General features: G+C 72.1%; 12 protein-coding genes. 6 read left to right on the plus strand and 6 right to left on the minus strand.

Going from position 1 to position 15,737, the window contains the following annotated elements:
• The first annotated feature begins 588 nt into the window (after positions 1-588).
• The 3 genes from OIE69_RS38755 (at position 589) to OIE69_RS38765 (ending at position 3,132) form a co-directional block, all read left to right on the plus strand.
• Complete coding sequence (locus OIE69_RS38755; protein WP_018557881.1) at positions 589-792, plus strand: cold-shock protein; 204 nt, start codon at positions 589-591, stop codon at positions 790-792.
• 146 nt (positions 793-938) lie between these two features.
• Entirely contained in the window at positions 939-1,700 is a 762-nt protein-coding gene (locus tag OIE69_RS38760) for an MBL fold metallo-hydrolase (RefSeq protein WP_326579745.1), read from the plus strand.
• A 271-nt stretch (positions 1,701-1,971) separates the two neighbouring features.
• A complete protein-coding gene (locus OIE69_RS38765; RefSeq protein ID WP_326579747.1) occupies positions 1,972-3,132 on the plus strand; it encodes an RNA-guided endonuclease InsQ/TnpB family protein in 1,161 nt (386 codons plus the stop codon).
• Between the two features lie 75 nt (positions 3,133-3,207).
• Here OIE69_RS38765 and OIE69_RS38770 read toward each other — a convergent pair whose 3' ends face one another.
• Positions 3,208-3,654: a GNAT family N-acetyltransferase gene (locus OIE69_RS38770; RefSeq protein WP_326579749.1), complete on the minus strand. Its 447-nt coding sequence runs from the start codon at positions 3,652-3,654 to the stop codon at positions 3,208-3,210.
• 224 nt (positions 3,655-3,878) lie between these two features.
• Here OIE69_RS38770 and OIE69_RS38775 point away from each other — a divergent pair, with 224 nt between their 5' ends.
• Together OIE69_RS38775 and OIE69_RS38780 are read left to right on the plus strand one after the other, a co-directional pair.
• Positions 3,879-4,757 (plus strand): DMT family transporter, encoded by an 879-nt coding sequence (locus OIE69_RS38775; protein WP_326579751.1) that lies wholly within the window; start codon positions 3,879-3,881, stop codon positions 4,755-4,757.
• A gap of 85 nt (positions 4,758-4,842) precedes the next feature.
• Positions 4,843-6,075, plus strand: a complete 1,233-nt coding sequence (locus OIE69_RS38780) for a CehA/McbA family metallohydrolase (protein WP_326579753.1) — start codon at positions 4,843-4,845, stop codon at positions 6,073-6,075.
• 70 nt (positions 6,076-6,145) lie between these two features.
• Here the strand turns inward: OIE69_RS38780 and OIE69_RS38785 are convergent, their stop codons facing one another.
• The 5 genes from OIE69_RS38785 to OIE69_RS38805 all read right to left on the minus strand — a co-directional run bounded on the left by OIE69_RS38785 (position 6,146) and on the right by OIE69_RS38805 (position 11,789).
• Entirely contained in the window at positions 6,146-6,805 is a 660-nt protein-coding gene (locus OIE69_RS38785) for a hypothetical protein (RefSeq protein WP_326579755.1), read from the minus strand.
• Positions 6,806-6,848: 43 nt separating this feature from the next.
• The gene (locus OIE69_RS38790; RefSeq protein ID WP_326579757.1) at positions 6,849-7,307 is read right to left on the minus strand and encodes a hypothetical protein; all 459 of its coding nucleotides are present in this window, start codon (positions 7,305-7,307) and stop codon (positions 6,849-6,851) included.
• Positions 7,308-7,553: 246 nt separating this feature from the next.
• Positions 7,554-9,293, minus strand: coding sequence for a ubiquinone-dependent pyruvate dehydrogenase (gene poxB / locus OIE69_RS38795; RefSeq protein ID WP_326579759.1), 1,740 nt, complete (start codon positions 9,291-9,293; stop codon positions 7,554-7,556).
• 96 nt (positions 9,294-9,389) lie between these two features.
• Entirely contained in the window at positions 9,390-10,727 is a 1,338-nt protein-coding gene (locus OIE69_RS38800; protein WP_326579761.1) for a DUF4419 domain-containing protein, read from the minus strand.
• Between the two features lie 66 nt (positions 10,728-10,793).
• Entirely contained in the window at positions 10,794-11,789 is a 996-nt protein-coding gene (locus OIE69_RS38805) for a helix-turn-helix transcriptional regulator (RefSeq protein ID WP_326579763.1), read from the minus strand.
• Positions 11,790-11,957: 168 nt separating this feature from the next.
• Between OIE69_RS38805 and OIE69_RS38810 the strand changes: the two genes are divergently transcribed.
• The gene (locus OIE69_RS38810) at positions 11,958-15,404 is read left to right on the plus strand and encodes a S8 family serine peptidase (protein ID WP_326579765.1); all 3,447 of its coding nucleotides are present in this window, start codon (positions 11,958-11,960) and stop codon (positions 15,402-15,404) included.
• Positions 15,405-15,737: the final 333 nt, after the last annotated feature.

Consider the following 15,737-nt stretch of genomic DNA (forward strand, 5'->3'; position numbering starts at 1 on the left):
GGAACTTCGGACTGAATTCGTCCGACTCTAACAACGTGTTCGGTCCGAGGTCACCGGACGCTTCTTGGACACGGTCGACAGATTGCCTTTTATGCATTTCCGCCCACTCCCCGCTGACGCCGGGAACGTATCACGCACACGAACTCGTCACAAGGGGTCCGCAAGGCCTTCCCGGGGGATTGCCGCGGCAGCGTATGCACCATTTAACCTAAAACATCTACGCGTGTCGACCCGTGGTCGCGAAAAACTTTGCGGCATCCATTCGGCCGACTTCGGGCATTGCTCCACGAATGCGCGGAAGTCGGTGCGGAGCGGCACCGGGAGCAGGGCCCTTCCACGCCGGCGCCCCGCCGCTTTCCATCCGAGGCCCGTCCGCGCCCCGCCGCCCGCCGCCGACGGCCCGCCGGCGGCGCCCGGAGCGCCCGCCCGGGGGCGGTCCGTTGCGGCAGGGGACGTACAGATGCGAGGACCCGGCGTAAAAACGCCCTGCATCGGGTAAAGAGGGCTCCGTGGCCGTCTCCGGCAGGAGGCGACCTCGGGTCACGCAGTCGGCGTGGCTCTTCAGCTGGCACGTGAAGGATGGACGCGGTGGCGACAGGCGTCGTGAAGTGGTTCAACTCGGAAAAGGGCTTCGGCTTCATCGCACAGGACGGAGGTGGCCCCGATGTGTTCGCGCACTACTCGAACATCGCCGGCAACGGCTACCGCGAACTGGTCGAGGGTGAGGCCGTGACGTTCGACGTCACCCAGGGACAGAAGGGGCCGCAGGCGGAGAACATCATCCGCAACTGACGGTCCGCGACCGGGGTGGCCGGGTCGCCGCCGGCAGCGCTCACATCGCTGCCGCGGAGGCCCGGCCGCCCCGTCTCCGTCTCCGGCCCCGCCCCCGCAGGACCCCGCCGTCGGACCCGCGCCCGGGGCGAGGACACTGGGCCGGTATGACGCACTGGTACGAGCGACGCGACGTCGAGGACGGCCTCGTCCGCGTCAGTGAGCCGCACGCCCACGAGATCGTGAGGGCCAACGTGTGGTGGCTGCGCGGCTCCGAGCGCGACCTCGTCGTCGACGCAGGCCTCGGGGTGGTGCCCCTGCGCCGTGAGGTCCCGGAGATCCTGGCGCGGGACCCGCTGCTGCTCCTCACCCACGCGCATCTCGACCACGTGGGCGGGGCCCGCGAGTTCGCCGAGCGAGCCGCCCACAGCGCGGACGCCGCGACCCTCGCGCGGGGCGTGCCGGCCAGCCTCAACGGGCCCGAACTCGCCGAACGGCTCGGCACCGAGGACGTGGGCGCGTCCTTCCCGGACCTTCTCCTGGACGCCCTGCCCGACCCCGGATACGACCCCGGCGCCTACGGCATCGGCCCGGTGACCCTCACCCGCACCCTGAGCGGGGACGAGCGGATCGACCTCGGCGGGCGCGTCCTCACCGTCCTCCATGTGCCCGGCCACACGCCCGGCTCCGTCGCCCTCCTCGAAGAGCGCACGGGGGTGCTGTACTCCGGCGACGCCGTCTACGACGGCTACCTGATCGACGACCTGCCCGAGTCCGACGTGGCCGCCTACCGGCGCACCGCTGCCTTCCTCGCCGACCTCGACGTCCGCGTCGTCCACCCCGGCCACGGGCGGAGCTTCGGCCGTGACCGGCTGCGCGAGGTGACGGAGCGCTACCTGCGCCGCAGCGCGCCCGCGGACCACGCCTGAGCGGTGCGCAGGTCTGCCGATGCGCCGAGTGCGCTCCCGGCGGTCGGCCCCGGGGACCGGGGTTCAGCAGGTTCTGGCGAGGAACCCCGGGCCTTCAGGCCCGGGAGGAATCGCCTCCAGACCTGCGGGGCCGCGTAGCGGCGCCGTCTCACTGCTCGCCGCCTTGCCGTGATCGGCAGGGCGGCGATTGCCATTGGACGGCTGCCGGGCACGTTGATAACTGCAGTCCCGGGCGGGCTGGTTGTCGGTGTCGAGGGGTACGGTTCGTCGCGTGAAGATCGTCGTGCAGGTGAAGGTGCTGCCGACCGCCGAGCAGGCGGTCGCGCTGCGCTCCACGCTGCGCGAATGCAACAACGCCGCGAACTGGGTGTCGCAGGTCGTATTCGACCGCGGCGTGCCGCGCGAGTACGAACTGCGAAAGTACACGTACGCCGAGATACGGGCCCGCGGTCTGGGCGCCCAGGCCGCGCAGCATGTCATCAAGAAGGTCCGCGACGCGTACACGACCCTTCATGCGAACATCAAGGCCGGCAACCTGGGCCGGTCGGGTTCCAAGCGTCGTACGAAGGCCGAGTCGAAGCCGGTCACGTTCCGCCCGGATGCTGCTCAGCCGTACGACGACCGGATGCTGACCTGGCAGCACGATGCCGGGACGGTCTCCATCTGGACCACGGCAGGCAGGCTCAAGGGTGTCCGGTTCGCCGGTTCCGAAGACCAGTTGCAGGTCCTGCGGGAGTACCGCAAGGGCGAGTCCGACCTCGTCGAGCGCGACGGCGAGTTCTACCTCTTCGCGACGTGCGAGGTTCCCGAGGTCGACCTCAACGAGAGCCCCGACGGGTTCCTCGGTGTGGACCTGGGCATCGTGAACATTGCAACGACATCGGATGGCGACGTGCTCGCCGGCCGCCGGCTGAACCGGTACAGGGCTCGCCAACTGCGCCTGCGGGCGAAGCTGCAGAAGAAGGGCACGAAGTCGGCGAAGCGCCTGCTGAAGAAGCGCGCTCGCCGGGAGCGGCGGTTCGCCGCCGACACCAATCACGTCATGTCGAAACGCATCGTGGCAGCGGCTGAACGCACCTCGCGCGGCATCGCCCTGGAAAACCTCCAGGGGATCCGTGAGAGGGCTCGGTTGAGAAAGCCCCAACGGGCCGCGGTGCACTCCTGGGCGTTCGCCCAGCTCGGGCAGTTCCTGGAGTACAAGGCACGCCGTGCCGGCGTGCCACTGGTGTACGTGGATCCCGCGTATACGAGTCAGACCTGCTCCGAATGCCAGTACACAGACAAGAGGAACCGGACCTCTCAGGCCCGGTTCGAGTGCAGGTCATGCGGCGTCGTTGCGCACGCAGACCTGAATGCTTCCCGCAACATCGCCCGCAAGGGCGAGGCTGCGTGGCTTGCGGGGCGTGAGTCACGCGTCCCAGCCCCTGCCTAGCAGGGGCTCAGATGCGGGAGGCCACGCGGCAGCCAGCCGTGTACCTACCTGCAAGCCCGGGCCTTCAGGCCCCGGTCAAGTTGACGGCAGTCGCAGGGTGACGTACGCGATGGTGTCCCCGGGCAGCACATAGCGTTCGACCTCGACGAAGCCCCGCGCCCCGGCGAAGCGCAACCCCTCGGAGTTGGACGCGAGGACGACCGTCTCGACCGCCGCCGCGCCCATCTCGCGCGCCCGGTCCATCCCCCGGGTGTAGAGCGCCGTACCGAAGCCCTGCTCCCGGTGGCCGGGCAGCACCCGGGCGATGACCGTGGCCGTGGCGTCCTCGCCGGTCGGCGGGCGTACGGTCGTGCAGCCCACGACGGCGTCGCCCAGGTAGGCGACCTCCAGATGATTGCGCCGCGAGCGCTCCCGCACGTCGTCGAGGGAGAGCGGGCCGGTGGGGATGACCGTGTTGTGGACGAACCGCCAGTCCTCGAGCATGGCGTCGCCGTGGGGCCGTTCGATACGAAGGGTCGGCATCGCAGCAGGAAACCGGTGCGCGGCGACCGTCGTCAACCGCATTTACGGGCCCCTGACCAGGCCCCTGACCAGGCCCCTGACCAGGCCCCCGGCCCGGCACCCGGCCCAGGCCCGGCACCCGGCTCGCCTCCCCGGCCACGCCGGCCGTCGCGCTCCGACGCGTCGCGCGGGCCGGTGGGGGAGCGCAGCGGTTAGCGTGGGCCGGGAGCCGGAGGAGAGCCCTGGTGCAGACCATCCTTGCCGTGCTGTTCGCGCTGCTCGCGGCGGTCAGCAACGCGCTGGCCACCGTGCTGCAGCGCTACGCGGCCCGCACGGTTCCGCTCTCGGCGGGGCTGCGGCCGGCCCTCATGGGCGAACTGCTGCGCAAGCCCGTCTGGCTGGCCGGGTTCGGCGCGGTGGTGGCGGCCGCCGCGTTCCAGGCCCTGGCGCTGCTGAACGGCGCGCTCTCGCTCGTCCAGCCGCTGTTCGTCCTGGAGTTGCCCTTCGCGCTGTTCATCGGCGGTTTCGTGCTGCACCGCCGGCTCCCGCCGCGTGGCTGGGCCGCCGTGGCGGCCATGGTGGCCGGGCTGGGAGTGGGGCTGTGGGCCGCCTCGCCCGGCGGCGGGGTGGACCGGCCGCCCACCGGTACCTGGATGATGGCGCTGTCCGGCTGTGTCGCCGCCGTCCTGGTGCTCGTCCTCATCGCCGTCCGGCGCCCGGCGGGCCGGGTGCGCGCCGCCTGCTTCGGCCTCTCGGCTGCCGTCTGCTACGCACTCACCGCCGGGCTGCTCAAGGACGCCACTCAGGTGTGGGACAGCGACGGGGCGGCAGCGTTCTTCACCGCGTGGCAGACGTACGGCTTCGCCCTCGTCGGGGTCGCGGCCGTCTTCCTGCTGGAGAACGCCATGCAGTCCGGCCCTCTGGTGGCCTCCCAGCCCGCGCTGACGCTCGGGGACGCGACCGTGAGCCTCGTGCTGGGTGTGACGGTGTTCGAGGAGCACCTGCGGGGAGGCTGGTGGTCGCTGCCCATGCTGATGGGGGCGCTGCTCGTGGTGGCGGGCGCGTTCGTCCTGGTCCGCGTCCCGTTCGTGCGTACGCTGGTGGCGCCCGACGCGCCCCGCTGAGCGGCACCGGGCGGGCGCGTGGCGTTCACCCGCCGGGAACCCGCGATTTCGACCATGCTCCTGTCAACCGGCTGTACTGGCCGCCATGAGCGGACACCACGCCGACACGGCGCACACGCACGCGCACGGACCCAGCCGACGTTCCCTCCTCGCCGGTGCGGGCGGCCTGCTGATCGCGGCCTCCCTGCCCGGAACCGCCCTGGCCGCGGGCACCCGCGCCGCCGCGGACACCCCCGCCACGAACCGGGCCGGGGCCTCCCGCGCCTCACTCGTCACCCAGGGCACCAGACTCGTCCACGCCGACCTGCACAACCACACCCTGATGTCGGACGGCGACGGGGACCCCGCCCTCGCGTTCGCCTCCATGCGCGACGCGGGGCTCGACGTGGCGGCGCTCACCGACCACACCACCCTGCTCTCGATCAACGGCCTCTCCAAGGGCGAGTGGGACCGCACCCGCCAGCTCGCGGACGCCGCGAACGATCCCGGCAACTACACCGCGATCCGCGGCTTCGAGTGGTCGCACCCGCTCCTCGGCCACGCCAACGTATGGTTCACCGACCAGTTCGTCGACCTGGGCGGCGCCAGTTCGATGGGCTCCCTCTACAGCTGGATCGCCGGCCGTGACGCGGTGGCGGGCTTCAACCACCCGGGCCGTGAGATCGGGCGCTTCAACGACTTCGCCTACTCCGCCGCGGTGCGCGACAAGATGGTCAGCGTCGAGATGTTCAACCGCGGCGACGACTACCTCTTCGACGGCTGGTCGGACCGCAAGTCCTCGCACCTCAACGCCGTCCTCAACGCCGGCTGGCGTACCGGGATCACCGGGGTCAGCGACCACCACGGCGCCGAGTGGGGCAAGGTCGAGGGCGTGGGCCGCGCCGGGCTCTGGGTCACGGAGAACACCCGGGCCGGCGTCCTGGAGGCCATGCGCGCCCGCCGCTTCTTCGCCACCCGTTTCTCCGGGCTGCGGCTGGACGCGACCGCGGGCGGCGTCCAGATGGGCGGCGTCCTGCCGCTCGCCTCCGGCGACGTCCGCTTCGCCGTGGACCTCGACCGCGGCCCCGACTGGCTGGGCAAGCCCCTGAACATCCAGGTGCTGCGCCCCGGTTCCGGCGCGCCGACCGTGGCGGAGGTCGTCCCGGCCACGTCCGGCAGCCTGGCCGAGTTCACCGTCCCGCTCGACGTCGAGGACGGCGCCTGGGTGGTGCTGCGGATCTCCGACCCCTCGCAGCCCAACGGGCAGCCCGGGCCGTCCGGACACCCCTGCAACGACCTGGGTGTCGCCTACTCCAGCCCCTGGTGGCTGCAGCCCTGACGGTGCGTCGCGCCCGCCGTGCCCCGGCACGGCGGGCGCGCGCGGGTTCCGTACCGGCTTCGCGTCCTAGCTAGTGGCTGTCGAGCCAGCGACGTGCCGCCAGGCTCAGCGGTGCCTCGTCCGGCTCGCCCATGTCGTCCATGGAGCCGTCCGTCAGCGCCTCCGCCCAGCGGCGGAGGACCTGCGAACGATGCGGCGCCTTCAGCACCGAGGTGCTGATCGCGTGCTCCCACGTCGTGGCGAAGCACAGCACGTTCCCGTCGAGCGACAGCATGCTGAACTCGGGCCGGTAGGGGGCACTGCCGAGCAGCCCGTCAGCACCCTTGCCCATGATGTCCCACTCGCTCTGCAGCTCGACGCAGTGCCACCGTGCGAGGCGGTCCTGGCCGGGGTGGAGCGCGATCAGGAACCTGCGGTCGGTCTCGGAGAAGAGTCCTCCTTCGACCGACAGCCGGTACCAGTCGGCGTTCGCCATCTCGCGGAGCTGCGGATCGAGGAAGTCCAACATGGCCTCGACGCGCCCGTCCTCAAACGGGACGCTCGGTGCCTGTCCGATGACGGTGGGCGGAACGAGCCCGTCGGGCCCGGTCCAGCCCTCCACGATGCGCAGACCGGCTGCGGCGAGAGACTTCATGATCCCCATCATGCCGTCTCCGCCGATCAGCACACGGGGCAGGGCGGTGCTCGGCTCCGCGCCCGGGCCGACGTCCGTTATGGCAGACGCGGCCATGCGTTCCTCGATACCGCCACCGCAGCAATCGCGGTCATCCCCGTTATGCACATGATTGTCCGGACAAGTCCTGGCGCTGTTGCCTGCTCTCCAGCCAGGCGGTGACTTCACGTCGGAAATCCCGGTCCCTGTAGACGTCCTCCATGGCGAGCCACTCCAAGTCGCGCATGACCCCTGGGGAATGGGCGGGGTCGCGTACCGCGTACACACCTACACCCGATTCATACGTGTCGGCCAGGAGCCAGACGCTGTTGTCCAGGGCCAGCATGGCGAAGCCAGGGTGGCCGGCACGAATGCCGAGGAACGTAGCCGCGCCGGCCCCCATGATGTCCCACCGGTCCAGCAGACGAACCCGGTGCCAGACATGCACCCTGTGCCGCAGCCGGCGGTCTACCGCGGCCGTCCAGGTGCCCCTGGGCAACATGAGAAGGAATTCGCGATTCGCATCGAGCAGGCCGGCGGACATGGCGAGGTCGTACCAGCCCTCGTTGAGCCGCTCCACGAGTCGCGGGTCCCCGTACTCGACGAGGAAGAAGCCGAAAACTCGCTCTCGTTCGTACCCGAGGACATGCGGTATCGCCGAGGCCGGACCCGCGTCGGGTATCACCTCAAGCCCGGCTCGTAGCAGCGGTCTGAGCACCTTGCGGTGCCTCTCCTGCCGGCCCAACCCATTATCCCCCATCGCCCATGACCTGTTCGGCTTGATCGTGCCGCGCCCAGCCTATGGCCAAGATCGACCGGACAGGTCCTAGTCGAAACCGAGGTCGCGCAGGTTGGTCTTCGCCAGCTCCACGATCTCGTCCGCCCGCCCGGACAGGATCGTGCGGGTCGCGAACAGCGTGAACCCCTTGAGCTGGCCGTAGGTGATCTTCGGGGGAAGCGACAGCTCCTGGCGCGCGGTACGCGCGTCGACCAGGGCGGGGCCGTCGTGCTCGAGCGCGGCCGTGAGCGCCTCCTCCAGCTGACCCGGCCGTTCGGCCCTGGCACCGAACAGCCCCGCCGCCCGTGCGACCTCGGCGTAGTCCGTCTCGCCGAGGTCGGTGCCGAAGTTGACGATGCCCGCGGCCTTCATCTCCAGCTCCACGAAGGAGAGCGCGGTGTTGTTGAAGACCACGATCTTGACCGGCAGGTCCAGCCGGCGCAGCGTCAGCAGCTCCCCCATCAGCATGCTCAGTCCGCCGTCGCCGCACAGGGCCACGACCTGGCGCCCCGGGTGGGAGGCCTGGACGCCGATGGCGTGCGGCAGCGCGTTGGCCATCGTGCCGTGGTTGAACGAGCCGATCAGCCGCCTGTGGCCGTTCATCGTCAGATAGCGTGCCGCCCACACGGTCGGGGTGCCGACGTCCGCCGTGAAGACGGCGTCCCGGGTCGCGAGCTTGTCGACGGTGGCGGCCACGTGCTGGGGGTGCATGGGGTTGTCCGACTGCCCGGCCGCGGCGAGGTGGTCCAGACGGCCGCGCACCTTCCGGTAGTGGCCGGTCATCCGGTCGGCGAAGGAGCGGTCGGTCCGGGGCCGCAGCAGCGGGAGCAGCGCGGCGGCGGTGTCCTTGACGGTGCCGACCAGGGGGACGTCGACCTCGGTGCGCCGCCCGATGTGCTCACCGCGCACGTCGACCTGGACGACCGGCACGTCCGGGCCCGGGTAGAACTGGCGGTAGGGGAAGTCGGTGCCGAGCATCAGCAGGGCGTCGCAGTGCTCCATCGCCCGGTAGCCGGAGCTGTAGCCGATCAGGCCGGTCAGCCCCACGTCGTACGGGTTGTCGTGCTCCAGGAACTCCTTGCCGCGCAGCGCGTGCACCATGGGCGCCTTCAGCGCGTCGGCCAGGGCGACCGCCTCGTCGTGCGCGTCGTGGCAGCCCGCGCCACCGAGGATGGTCACCCGTTCCGCCCTGTTGAGGACCTCCGCGGCGCGCGCCAGCCCGGCGTCGTCGGGCCGCACACGGGAGGAGGTCCCGACCACGGGGCGGGGCGGTACGGGCAGGTCGATGTCGGCCAGGAACAGCTCGCCGGGGACGACCAGCACCGCGACGCCCCTGCGCTCCAGCGCCGAGCGCATCGCGATGCGCAGCATCCTGGGGACCTGCTCGGGCAGGCTCGCCATCTCGCGGTAGACGCTGCACTCGCGGAACAGCTCCTGCGGGTGCGTCTCCTGGAAGTACTCGCCGCCGATCTCGGCCCGCGGGATGTGCGCGGCGACCGCCAGCACCGGCACGCGGCTGCGCTGCGCGTCGAACAGCCCGTTGATGAGGTGGAGGTTGCCCGGACCGCAGCTGCCCGCCGCCACCGCGAGCCGCCCGGTGACGGCGGCCTCGCCGGCCGCGGCGAAGGCGGCGGTCTCCTCGTGCCGTACGTGGGCCCACGAGACGGATCCGTTGCGGCGGAGGGCGTCGGTGAACCCGTTCAGGGAATCCCCCGGCAGGCCGTACACCCGCCGTACGCCGGAGGCCGCGAGAGCCGCGACCATGACATCTGCGACGGTGGTACCCAAGAGGACTCCCTGGCGGCTCGTCGGAACGGCGCGGTGCCCGCGGCACCCAGGACATTTTGTGACATCCCGCACGGTCCGGGGGAAGCGACACGGCGCTCAGAGAATCCGCAGGGCCTCACCCAGGTCGGGGCCGGCGTTCTGCCAGCACTGGATCTCGCCGTCGTCGCCGATCAGGTCGCCGAGGTGCCAGTCGCCGTCGGCGCCGCGGACGACACAGATGCCGCCGAGGTCGATCGCGAGGTCGGCCCGGAGGGCCGCGCCCTGGTGGGTGACCGTGCCGATGGTGTCGAGGAGGCGGGCCTCCGGGCAACCGGTGAGGCGCTGCACGTCGGCCAGCCTCCAGGGTTCCGGCAGGCGTTCGTCATGCCTCTCGGTCTCGGGAAGCAGCTCCACGACGGCGTGTCCCAGCCGGGGCCGAAGCCAGGTGCCGTCCCGCTCCAGGCCGAGCACGCCTCCCACGAAGGCCATGTCGAGGGTGCCCGCGGGAGTCTCCCAGCGGAACGGCACCCGGGAGACGTGCGAGGGGAAGTGCACCTCGTCCGAGCGGCCCGGTCCGAAGGCGTCCTTGGGCACGGGCCCGTCGTCGGTGTAGCGGTGAGCGAAGAAGGCGTTGATCCAGCCGGTGACCCAGGAACCACCCGACTCCGAGCGGTACTTGTAGAGCGATCGCCAGAACTCCTCGTCGACGCCCCGGCCCCGGCCCGGGGCCGTTGCCGCGATCGCGTCCAGGACGGGCTGCAGGCCCTCGAAGTACGGCCGCAGCCCCTCGAACCGCCCGGCGAGCTCCCGGGCCCGCGCGGCCAGCAGCCGCCAGTCCTCCGCCGTCCCCTCCAGCCGGATCCGGGGAATGCCGCACAGGGTCCGCCAGCGGAAGCGGTAGTACGGGCTGACGACGTCCATGAGAGCCACCAGGGCGGCGGTGGCGTCGGCCGGGGTGGTGGTGGAGAAGACGGGCAGGAAGAGCTCGGCCGTACCGTCGCCGATCAGGGCGCGCAGCGGCTCCCGCACCAGGTTGACGGAGCGCTCCCAGTCCTCCGGGGCGCGGTCGTCCTGGACGAGGATCGTCTGCCGGTGGCCGGGCGTTCGCGTGAACAGCCCTGCGTACGCCGCCGGGTTGAGGCGCACATGGACCGCCACCTCGTGCACGACGGCGTACCACAGCACATCCGGCGAGAGGCTGAGCGGGAGGTGCGCGCTGAAGGCCGTGTGGAGAGCGCGGACCAGCAGGCTCGACGTCGGTTCGGTCACCTCGGGGGCGTCGGTCGGCCTGCCGGACAGGCTTCCCGTGCTGCGGTGGTGGATACGCGCCGGCTCCCTGAGGACGGCCCGGAGGAAGCGTTCGTTGCCGACCTCGGTGAGCGCGCCGGCCAGCCGGGCCGCCTCCGCGTCCCGCTCCGGGTCCGCGGCGAGCGGCAGATCGATCTCGAAAGCCATGCGCACCCCCAGCTCGACCCGGGGCACGATCCTAGGACCGCCCACCGGGTCGCCCCGAAGCGGGGCTCAGATCCAGCCGCGGCGGGTGGCCTCCATGGCGATCTGGAAACGCGTCTGGGCGCCGAAGCGCTGCATGAGCCGGGTGACATGGCGCTGGACGGTGCGTTCGCTCCAGCCCAGGGCGCGGCCGGCGGACTTGTCGGTGGCGCCCGCGGCGAGCAGCGTCAGCAGTTTCGCCTCCTCGGCGGTCAGTTCGTCCGGCGCCTGTTCCAGCCTCCCCGGGGAGCCGCCGTTCGACGGCAGCCGCACCTGCACGCTGCGCTCCCACAACGCCTCGAAGAGGGCGACGAGCGCGTCGAGCAGGGGGGAGGGGTGGATCAGGTACGACGCCGTCACCGCGTGGTCGCCGGGCCGCAGCAGGGGGATGATGGCGAGCCGGTCGTCGGAGATCGCCAGTTTCATCGGCAGGTCGGCCGCGACCCTGGCCTGTTCGCCGTGCCGGACGCCGACGGTGACGTCCGCGAGCCAGCCGGGCAGGGAGAGGACGGTGCTGTCGTAGATCACACGGTAGGCGACGCCGCGCTTGAGCAGTTCGAGCTCGACGGGGTTGGGCTCGGTGTGTTCCTCGTGCGAGGCGTACGGCGGCCGGTCGAAGCCCCGGACCTGTGTGCGCGTGCTCTGCTGCAACTGCGCCCAGCGGCGGTTGACGTCGTCCCGCCCCGAGACGACCTCGACCAGTTCACCGGGGTTCACGAAGCGCGTGCCCGCGCGGTACAGGTCCATCAGGCCGGAGACATGGGAGCGCACGTCGTTCAACGCCCGTTCCCGGTCGCGCAGTACGGCCTCCAGCGCGCTGTCCGGGGAGACCGCCGCGTAGGTCACGGGGCGCCCGGTGGAGCGCACTGCGAGGCCGAGGGAGACCAGCGACCGTACGCTGCGGCGCGTCGCGGGAGCGGGCAGCCGGCAGTCGTGCGCCAGTTCCGCGACCGTGGCGTGCACCCGGCGCACGAGGGCCTCGTACACCGATTCGTCCTGCCGGCTCAGGCCGATGGATTCGAGCATGGTCCGTGGTCCGCCTTCGTGCTCTCTTCACGTGTCGTACTCCCGTCACCTGACGGGAAGTCGCCCCGCGATCATCTTGTCATTCCGGTGAAGCGGCTGTCAGCGTTCCCCGCGGTACGTCGTCATTCCGGCTCGTGACGTGGACCCACGTCGCACGAAGGAGCGCCCATGCCGCTGCCCGCCGACCTCTCGATCCGACGACGACGCCATCGCGCGTGGCTGCCGGCCATCGGCCTGTGCTCGCTGCTGCTGACCGCGCTCCCGGCGGCGGCGCAGCAGAACGACCCGGCGTCCGCCCCGGCCAAGGCCGGGCGGGAGAAGATCGACTCCACGCTGCTCCGCAGGATGGACGCCGTCCGGGCGCGAGGGGACGGACGTGTCGAGGCGGCCGTGGTGCTGCGGGACCGCACCGGACTCCCCGAGCGGGGCGCGGACCCCGGCGCGGTGCGGGACGAACTGACGCGCAGCGCACGGTCCGTGCAGTCCCCGGTCGTGGACCTCGTCGAGGCGCGCGGCGACCGGGTGCTCAACACCTTCTGGCTGAAGAACATGGTCCTGGTGAAGGTCACGCCGCAGACCCTCCAGGAGCTCGCCGCCCTCGCCCCGGTCGACCACATCATCCCCAACTTCACCCTCCAGGCACCCCTCACCGAGCCCGACAAGGACGCGGGGGCGACGCGCGCCGCGACCGCGGGGGCGAGCACCTGGGGCCTGACGAAGATCGGCGTCGACAAGGTGCGCGCCGAACAGGGGCCCACCGGTGAGGGCGTGCGCGTCGCCGTCCTGGACACCGGCGTCGACATCGACCACCCCGACCTGGCCGGGAAGCTCGCCACCGACGACGCCAAGGACCCCGCCCACCCGGGCGGCTGGCTGGAGTTCACCGGCACCGGTGAGCCCGTGGCCTCCCTGCCGCACGACAGCAGCTACCACGGCACCCACGTCGCCGGCACCATCGCGGGCGGCGACGCCTCGGGCACCGCGATCGGCGTCGCCCCGGACGCCGAACTCATGGCCGGGCTGACCATCCCCGGCGGTTCGGGCACGCTCTCCCAGGTGATCGCGGGCATGGAGTGGGCGATCGCCCCGTACGACGCGCAGGGCAGGCCCGCGGGCGAACCCGCCGACGTCGTCAGCATGTCCCTCGGGGCCGAGGGCTACGCGGACGAACTGATCGAGCCCACCCGGAACATCTACCGCGCCGGAGTGTTCCCCTCCTTCGCCGTCGGCAACGAGTGCGTCGACGGCTCCGCCAGCCCCGGCAACGTGTACGAGGCCGTGTCCGTCGGCGCCACCGACGACGCCGACGACGTGGCCGACTTCTCCTGCGGCGAGGTCGTCGACCGCAGCGACTGGATCGACGCGCCCGCCGAATGGCCGCAGTCGTACGTCGTGCCCGACGTCTCCGCCCCCGGTGTCGACGTGCTGTCAACCCTGCCGGGCGGCGAGTACGGGCTGCTGAGCGGCACCTCCATGGCCACGCCCCACGTGTCCGGCACGGTCGCGCTGATGCTGCAGGCCCGCCCCGACCTCACCGTGGACGACGCCCTCGGCATCCTCACCGGTACCTCCCTCTTCGACCAGCGCTACGGCGTGCGTCCCAACCCGCGCTACGGATGGGGCCGCATCGACGCCTACGCCGCGGTGAAGGAGGCCGCGCTGCGCAGCGGCGTGCGCGGCACGGTGAAGGACGCCGGGACCGGCCGCCCGCTGGCCGGGGTCACCGTCGCCCGCACCGACACCGGTCGCACCGTCACCACCGGCGCCGACGGCCGGTTCGAGTTGCGCCTCGCGGCCGGCACGCACGAACTGCGGCTCACCCGCTTCGGCTACGTGGCGCAGGAGTTCACCGCGCGGGTGCGGACCGACCGGTACACCGAGGTGTCCCCGCGGCTCGACCGGACCCGCCGCGGGGCGATCACCGGCCGGGTCGCCTACGGCCCGACCGGCCAGGCCGTGCCCGGGGCGACGGTCACCGTCCTCGACGTCCCCGACCCGCTGAAGGCGACGACCGACCGCGAGGGCCGCTACACCATCCGCGACGTCCCCGTCGGCGACTACCAGGTGTCCGCGAACGCGCCCGGGATCTCCCGCTCCAAGCCCGTACGGGTCGTCGTCCGCGGATCGGGCCCGGCGGCCCGAGCCGCCCTGGAACTGCCCCGGCCGTCCGCGACCGAGCGCGTGTCGCTGACCTCCGAGGGCAAGCAGGGCAACCACGAGGCGTGGTGGCCCAGGCTGAGCGCCGACGCTTCAGCGGTGGCCTTCGCCAGCCCCGCCTCGAACTTCGCCCCCGGTGACACCAACGGCGAGCTCGACGTCTTCGTCACCGATCTGCGCACCGGCGGGACCGAGCGCGTGTCGGTCGCCTCCGACGGCGCCCAGGCCGACAGTTTCTCTCTGACGCCCACGCTCAGCTCCGACGGACGCTGGGTCGGGTTCAACAGCGGCGCCACCAACCTGGTGCCCGGCGACACCAACCAGCAGACGGACGGCTTCGTCCACGACCGCAGGACCGGCACCACGGAACGCCTGTCCGTCGCCTCCGACGGCACCCAGGGCAACGGACTGTCCTCCGCCCCCGCCCTGAGCGCCGACGGACGCTACGCGGTGTTCAACAGCGACGCCGACAACCTCGTGCCGGGCGACACCAACAACACCACCGACGTCTTCGTCCGCGACCGGCGGACCGGCACCACCAGCCGGATCTCGCAAGGCCCCGACGGCGGTCCCGGCGACGGCGCCTCCAGGGAGCAGTCGGTCAGCGCCGACGGCCGGTACGTCGCCTTCCAGAGCGCCGCGGGCAACCTGGTGCCCGGCGACACCGACGGCGAGGTCGACGTCTTCGTCCGCGACACGCAGACCGGCACCACCACCCTGGTGCCCGGTCCGCGGCCCGGCGAGAACACCGGTCCCGTCATCAGCGCCGACGGCCGGGTCGTCGCCTTCATGAACAACTGGCAGCTCTTCACGCACGACCTGCGGACCGGCGCCTCCGAGCAGGTCTCCGTCGACTCCGCCGGGGCCACGGCCGACGACTGGGCCTTCGCGCCCGCGCTGAGCGACGACGGCAGCAAGGTCGCCTTCTACAGCTACGCGACCAACCTCGCCGCCGGCGACACCAACCGGCAGACGGACATCTTCGTCCGCGACCGGACGGCCGGCACGACCGAGCGCGTGTCCGCCGCCCTGGAGGGGGCGGAGGCCGACGGCGCGTCCGACCTCCCCTCCCTCAGCGGGGACGGCCGGTACGTGGCCTTCGAGAGCGCCGCGACGAACCTCGTCGCCGACGACACCAACCGCCGGTTCGACGTCTTCGTCCACGACCGCGTCGCGGGCCCGGAACCGGTCTTCGCGCCGAACGGGCTGTCCGTGAGCCCGCACGACACCCGGCCCGGCAAGGCGGTGCACGTCTCCGCCCGCGTCAAGAACGTCGGTGAGCGGACCGGCACCTACGAGGCCGTGCTCCTGGTCGGGGACGCGGTCGAGCAGCGCGCTTCGGTCCGCGTCCGGGCCGGGCACGAGGTCCGGGTCGACTTCACCGTGCGCCGCGGCACGGCCGGCACGTACAGCGTCCGGCTCGGCCCGCTGACGGGGGAGTTCACCGTGCGCAGGTGACCCCCGCGGACGCCGGACACGGCGGTCCCGCGCCCCGGGCTCCCCGGGCGCGGGACCGCAGCGTCGCGGCCTCGCCGCTGCGATCGGCGGAGCCTGGCGTCCCGCGGTGCGTCCTGCTGCACTCCGAGCGCTCCGGGGCTTTCCTGCTCCTCGCCGGGTACATCGCGACCGTCGCCTCGGGATGGGCGTCCAGCCGGCTCGCGAGGAACCCCCCGGCCGGACCGCAGGAGCGGGCCGCCTCGAGACAGCGGAACCGCGCGGCGCGACTGTGGTCGCCGACGCCGACCCATACCGCACGGACATCACCCGGGCGGACGTCGCGCCCCGCCGCGA

The organism is Actinacidiphila glaucinigra (assembly GCF_035918135.1).
Lineage (GTDB): Bacteria > Actinomycetota > Actinomycetes > Streptomycetales > Streptomycetaceae > Actinacidiphila > Actinacidiphila glaucinigra.

Coding starts and splice junctions, on each gene's coding strand:
- OIE69_RS38760 (WP_326579745.1), top strand. CDS start 939: ATGACGCACTGGTACGAGCGACGCGACGTCGAGGACGGCCTCGTCCGC.
- OIE69_RS38770 (WP_326579749.1), bottom strand. CDS start 3,654: ATGCCGACCCTTCGTATCGAACGGCCCCACGGCGACGCCATGCTCGAG.
- OIE69_RS38780 (WP_326579753.1), top strand. CDS start 4,843: ATGAGCGGACACCACGCCGACACGGCGCACACGCACGCGCACGGACCC.
- OIE69_RS38785 (WP_326579755.1), bottom strand. CDS start 6,805: ATGGCCGCGTCTGCCATAACGGACGTCGGCCCGGGCGCGGAGCCGAGC.
- OIE69_RS38800 (WP_326579761.1), bottom strand. CDS start 10,727: ATGGCTTTCGAGATCGATCTGCCGCTCGCCGCGGACCCGGAGCGGGAC.
- OIE69_RS38805 (WP_326579763.1), bottom strand. CDS start 11,789: ATGCTCGAATCCATCGGCCTGAGCCGGCAGGACGAATCGGTGTACGAG.
- OIE69_RS38810 (WP_326579765.1), top strand. CDS start 11,958: ATGCCGCTGCCCGCCGACCTCTCGATCCGACGACGACGCCATCGCGCG.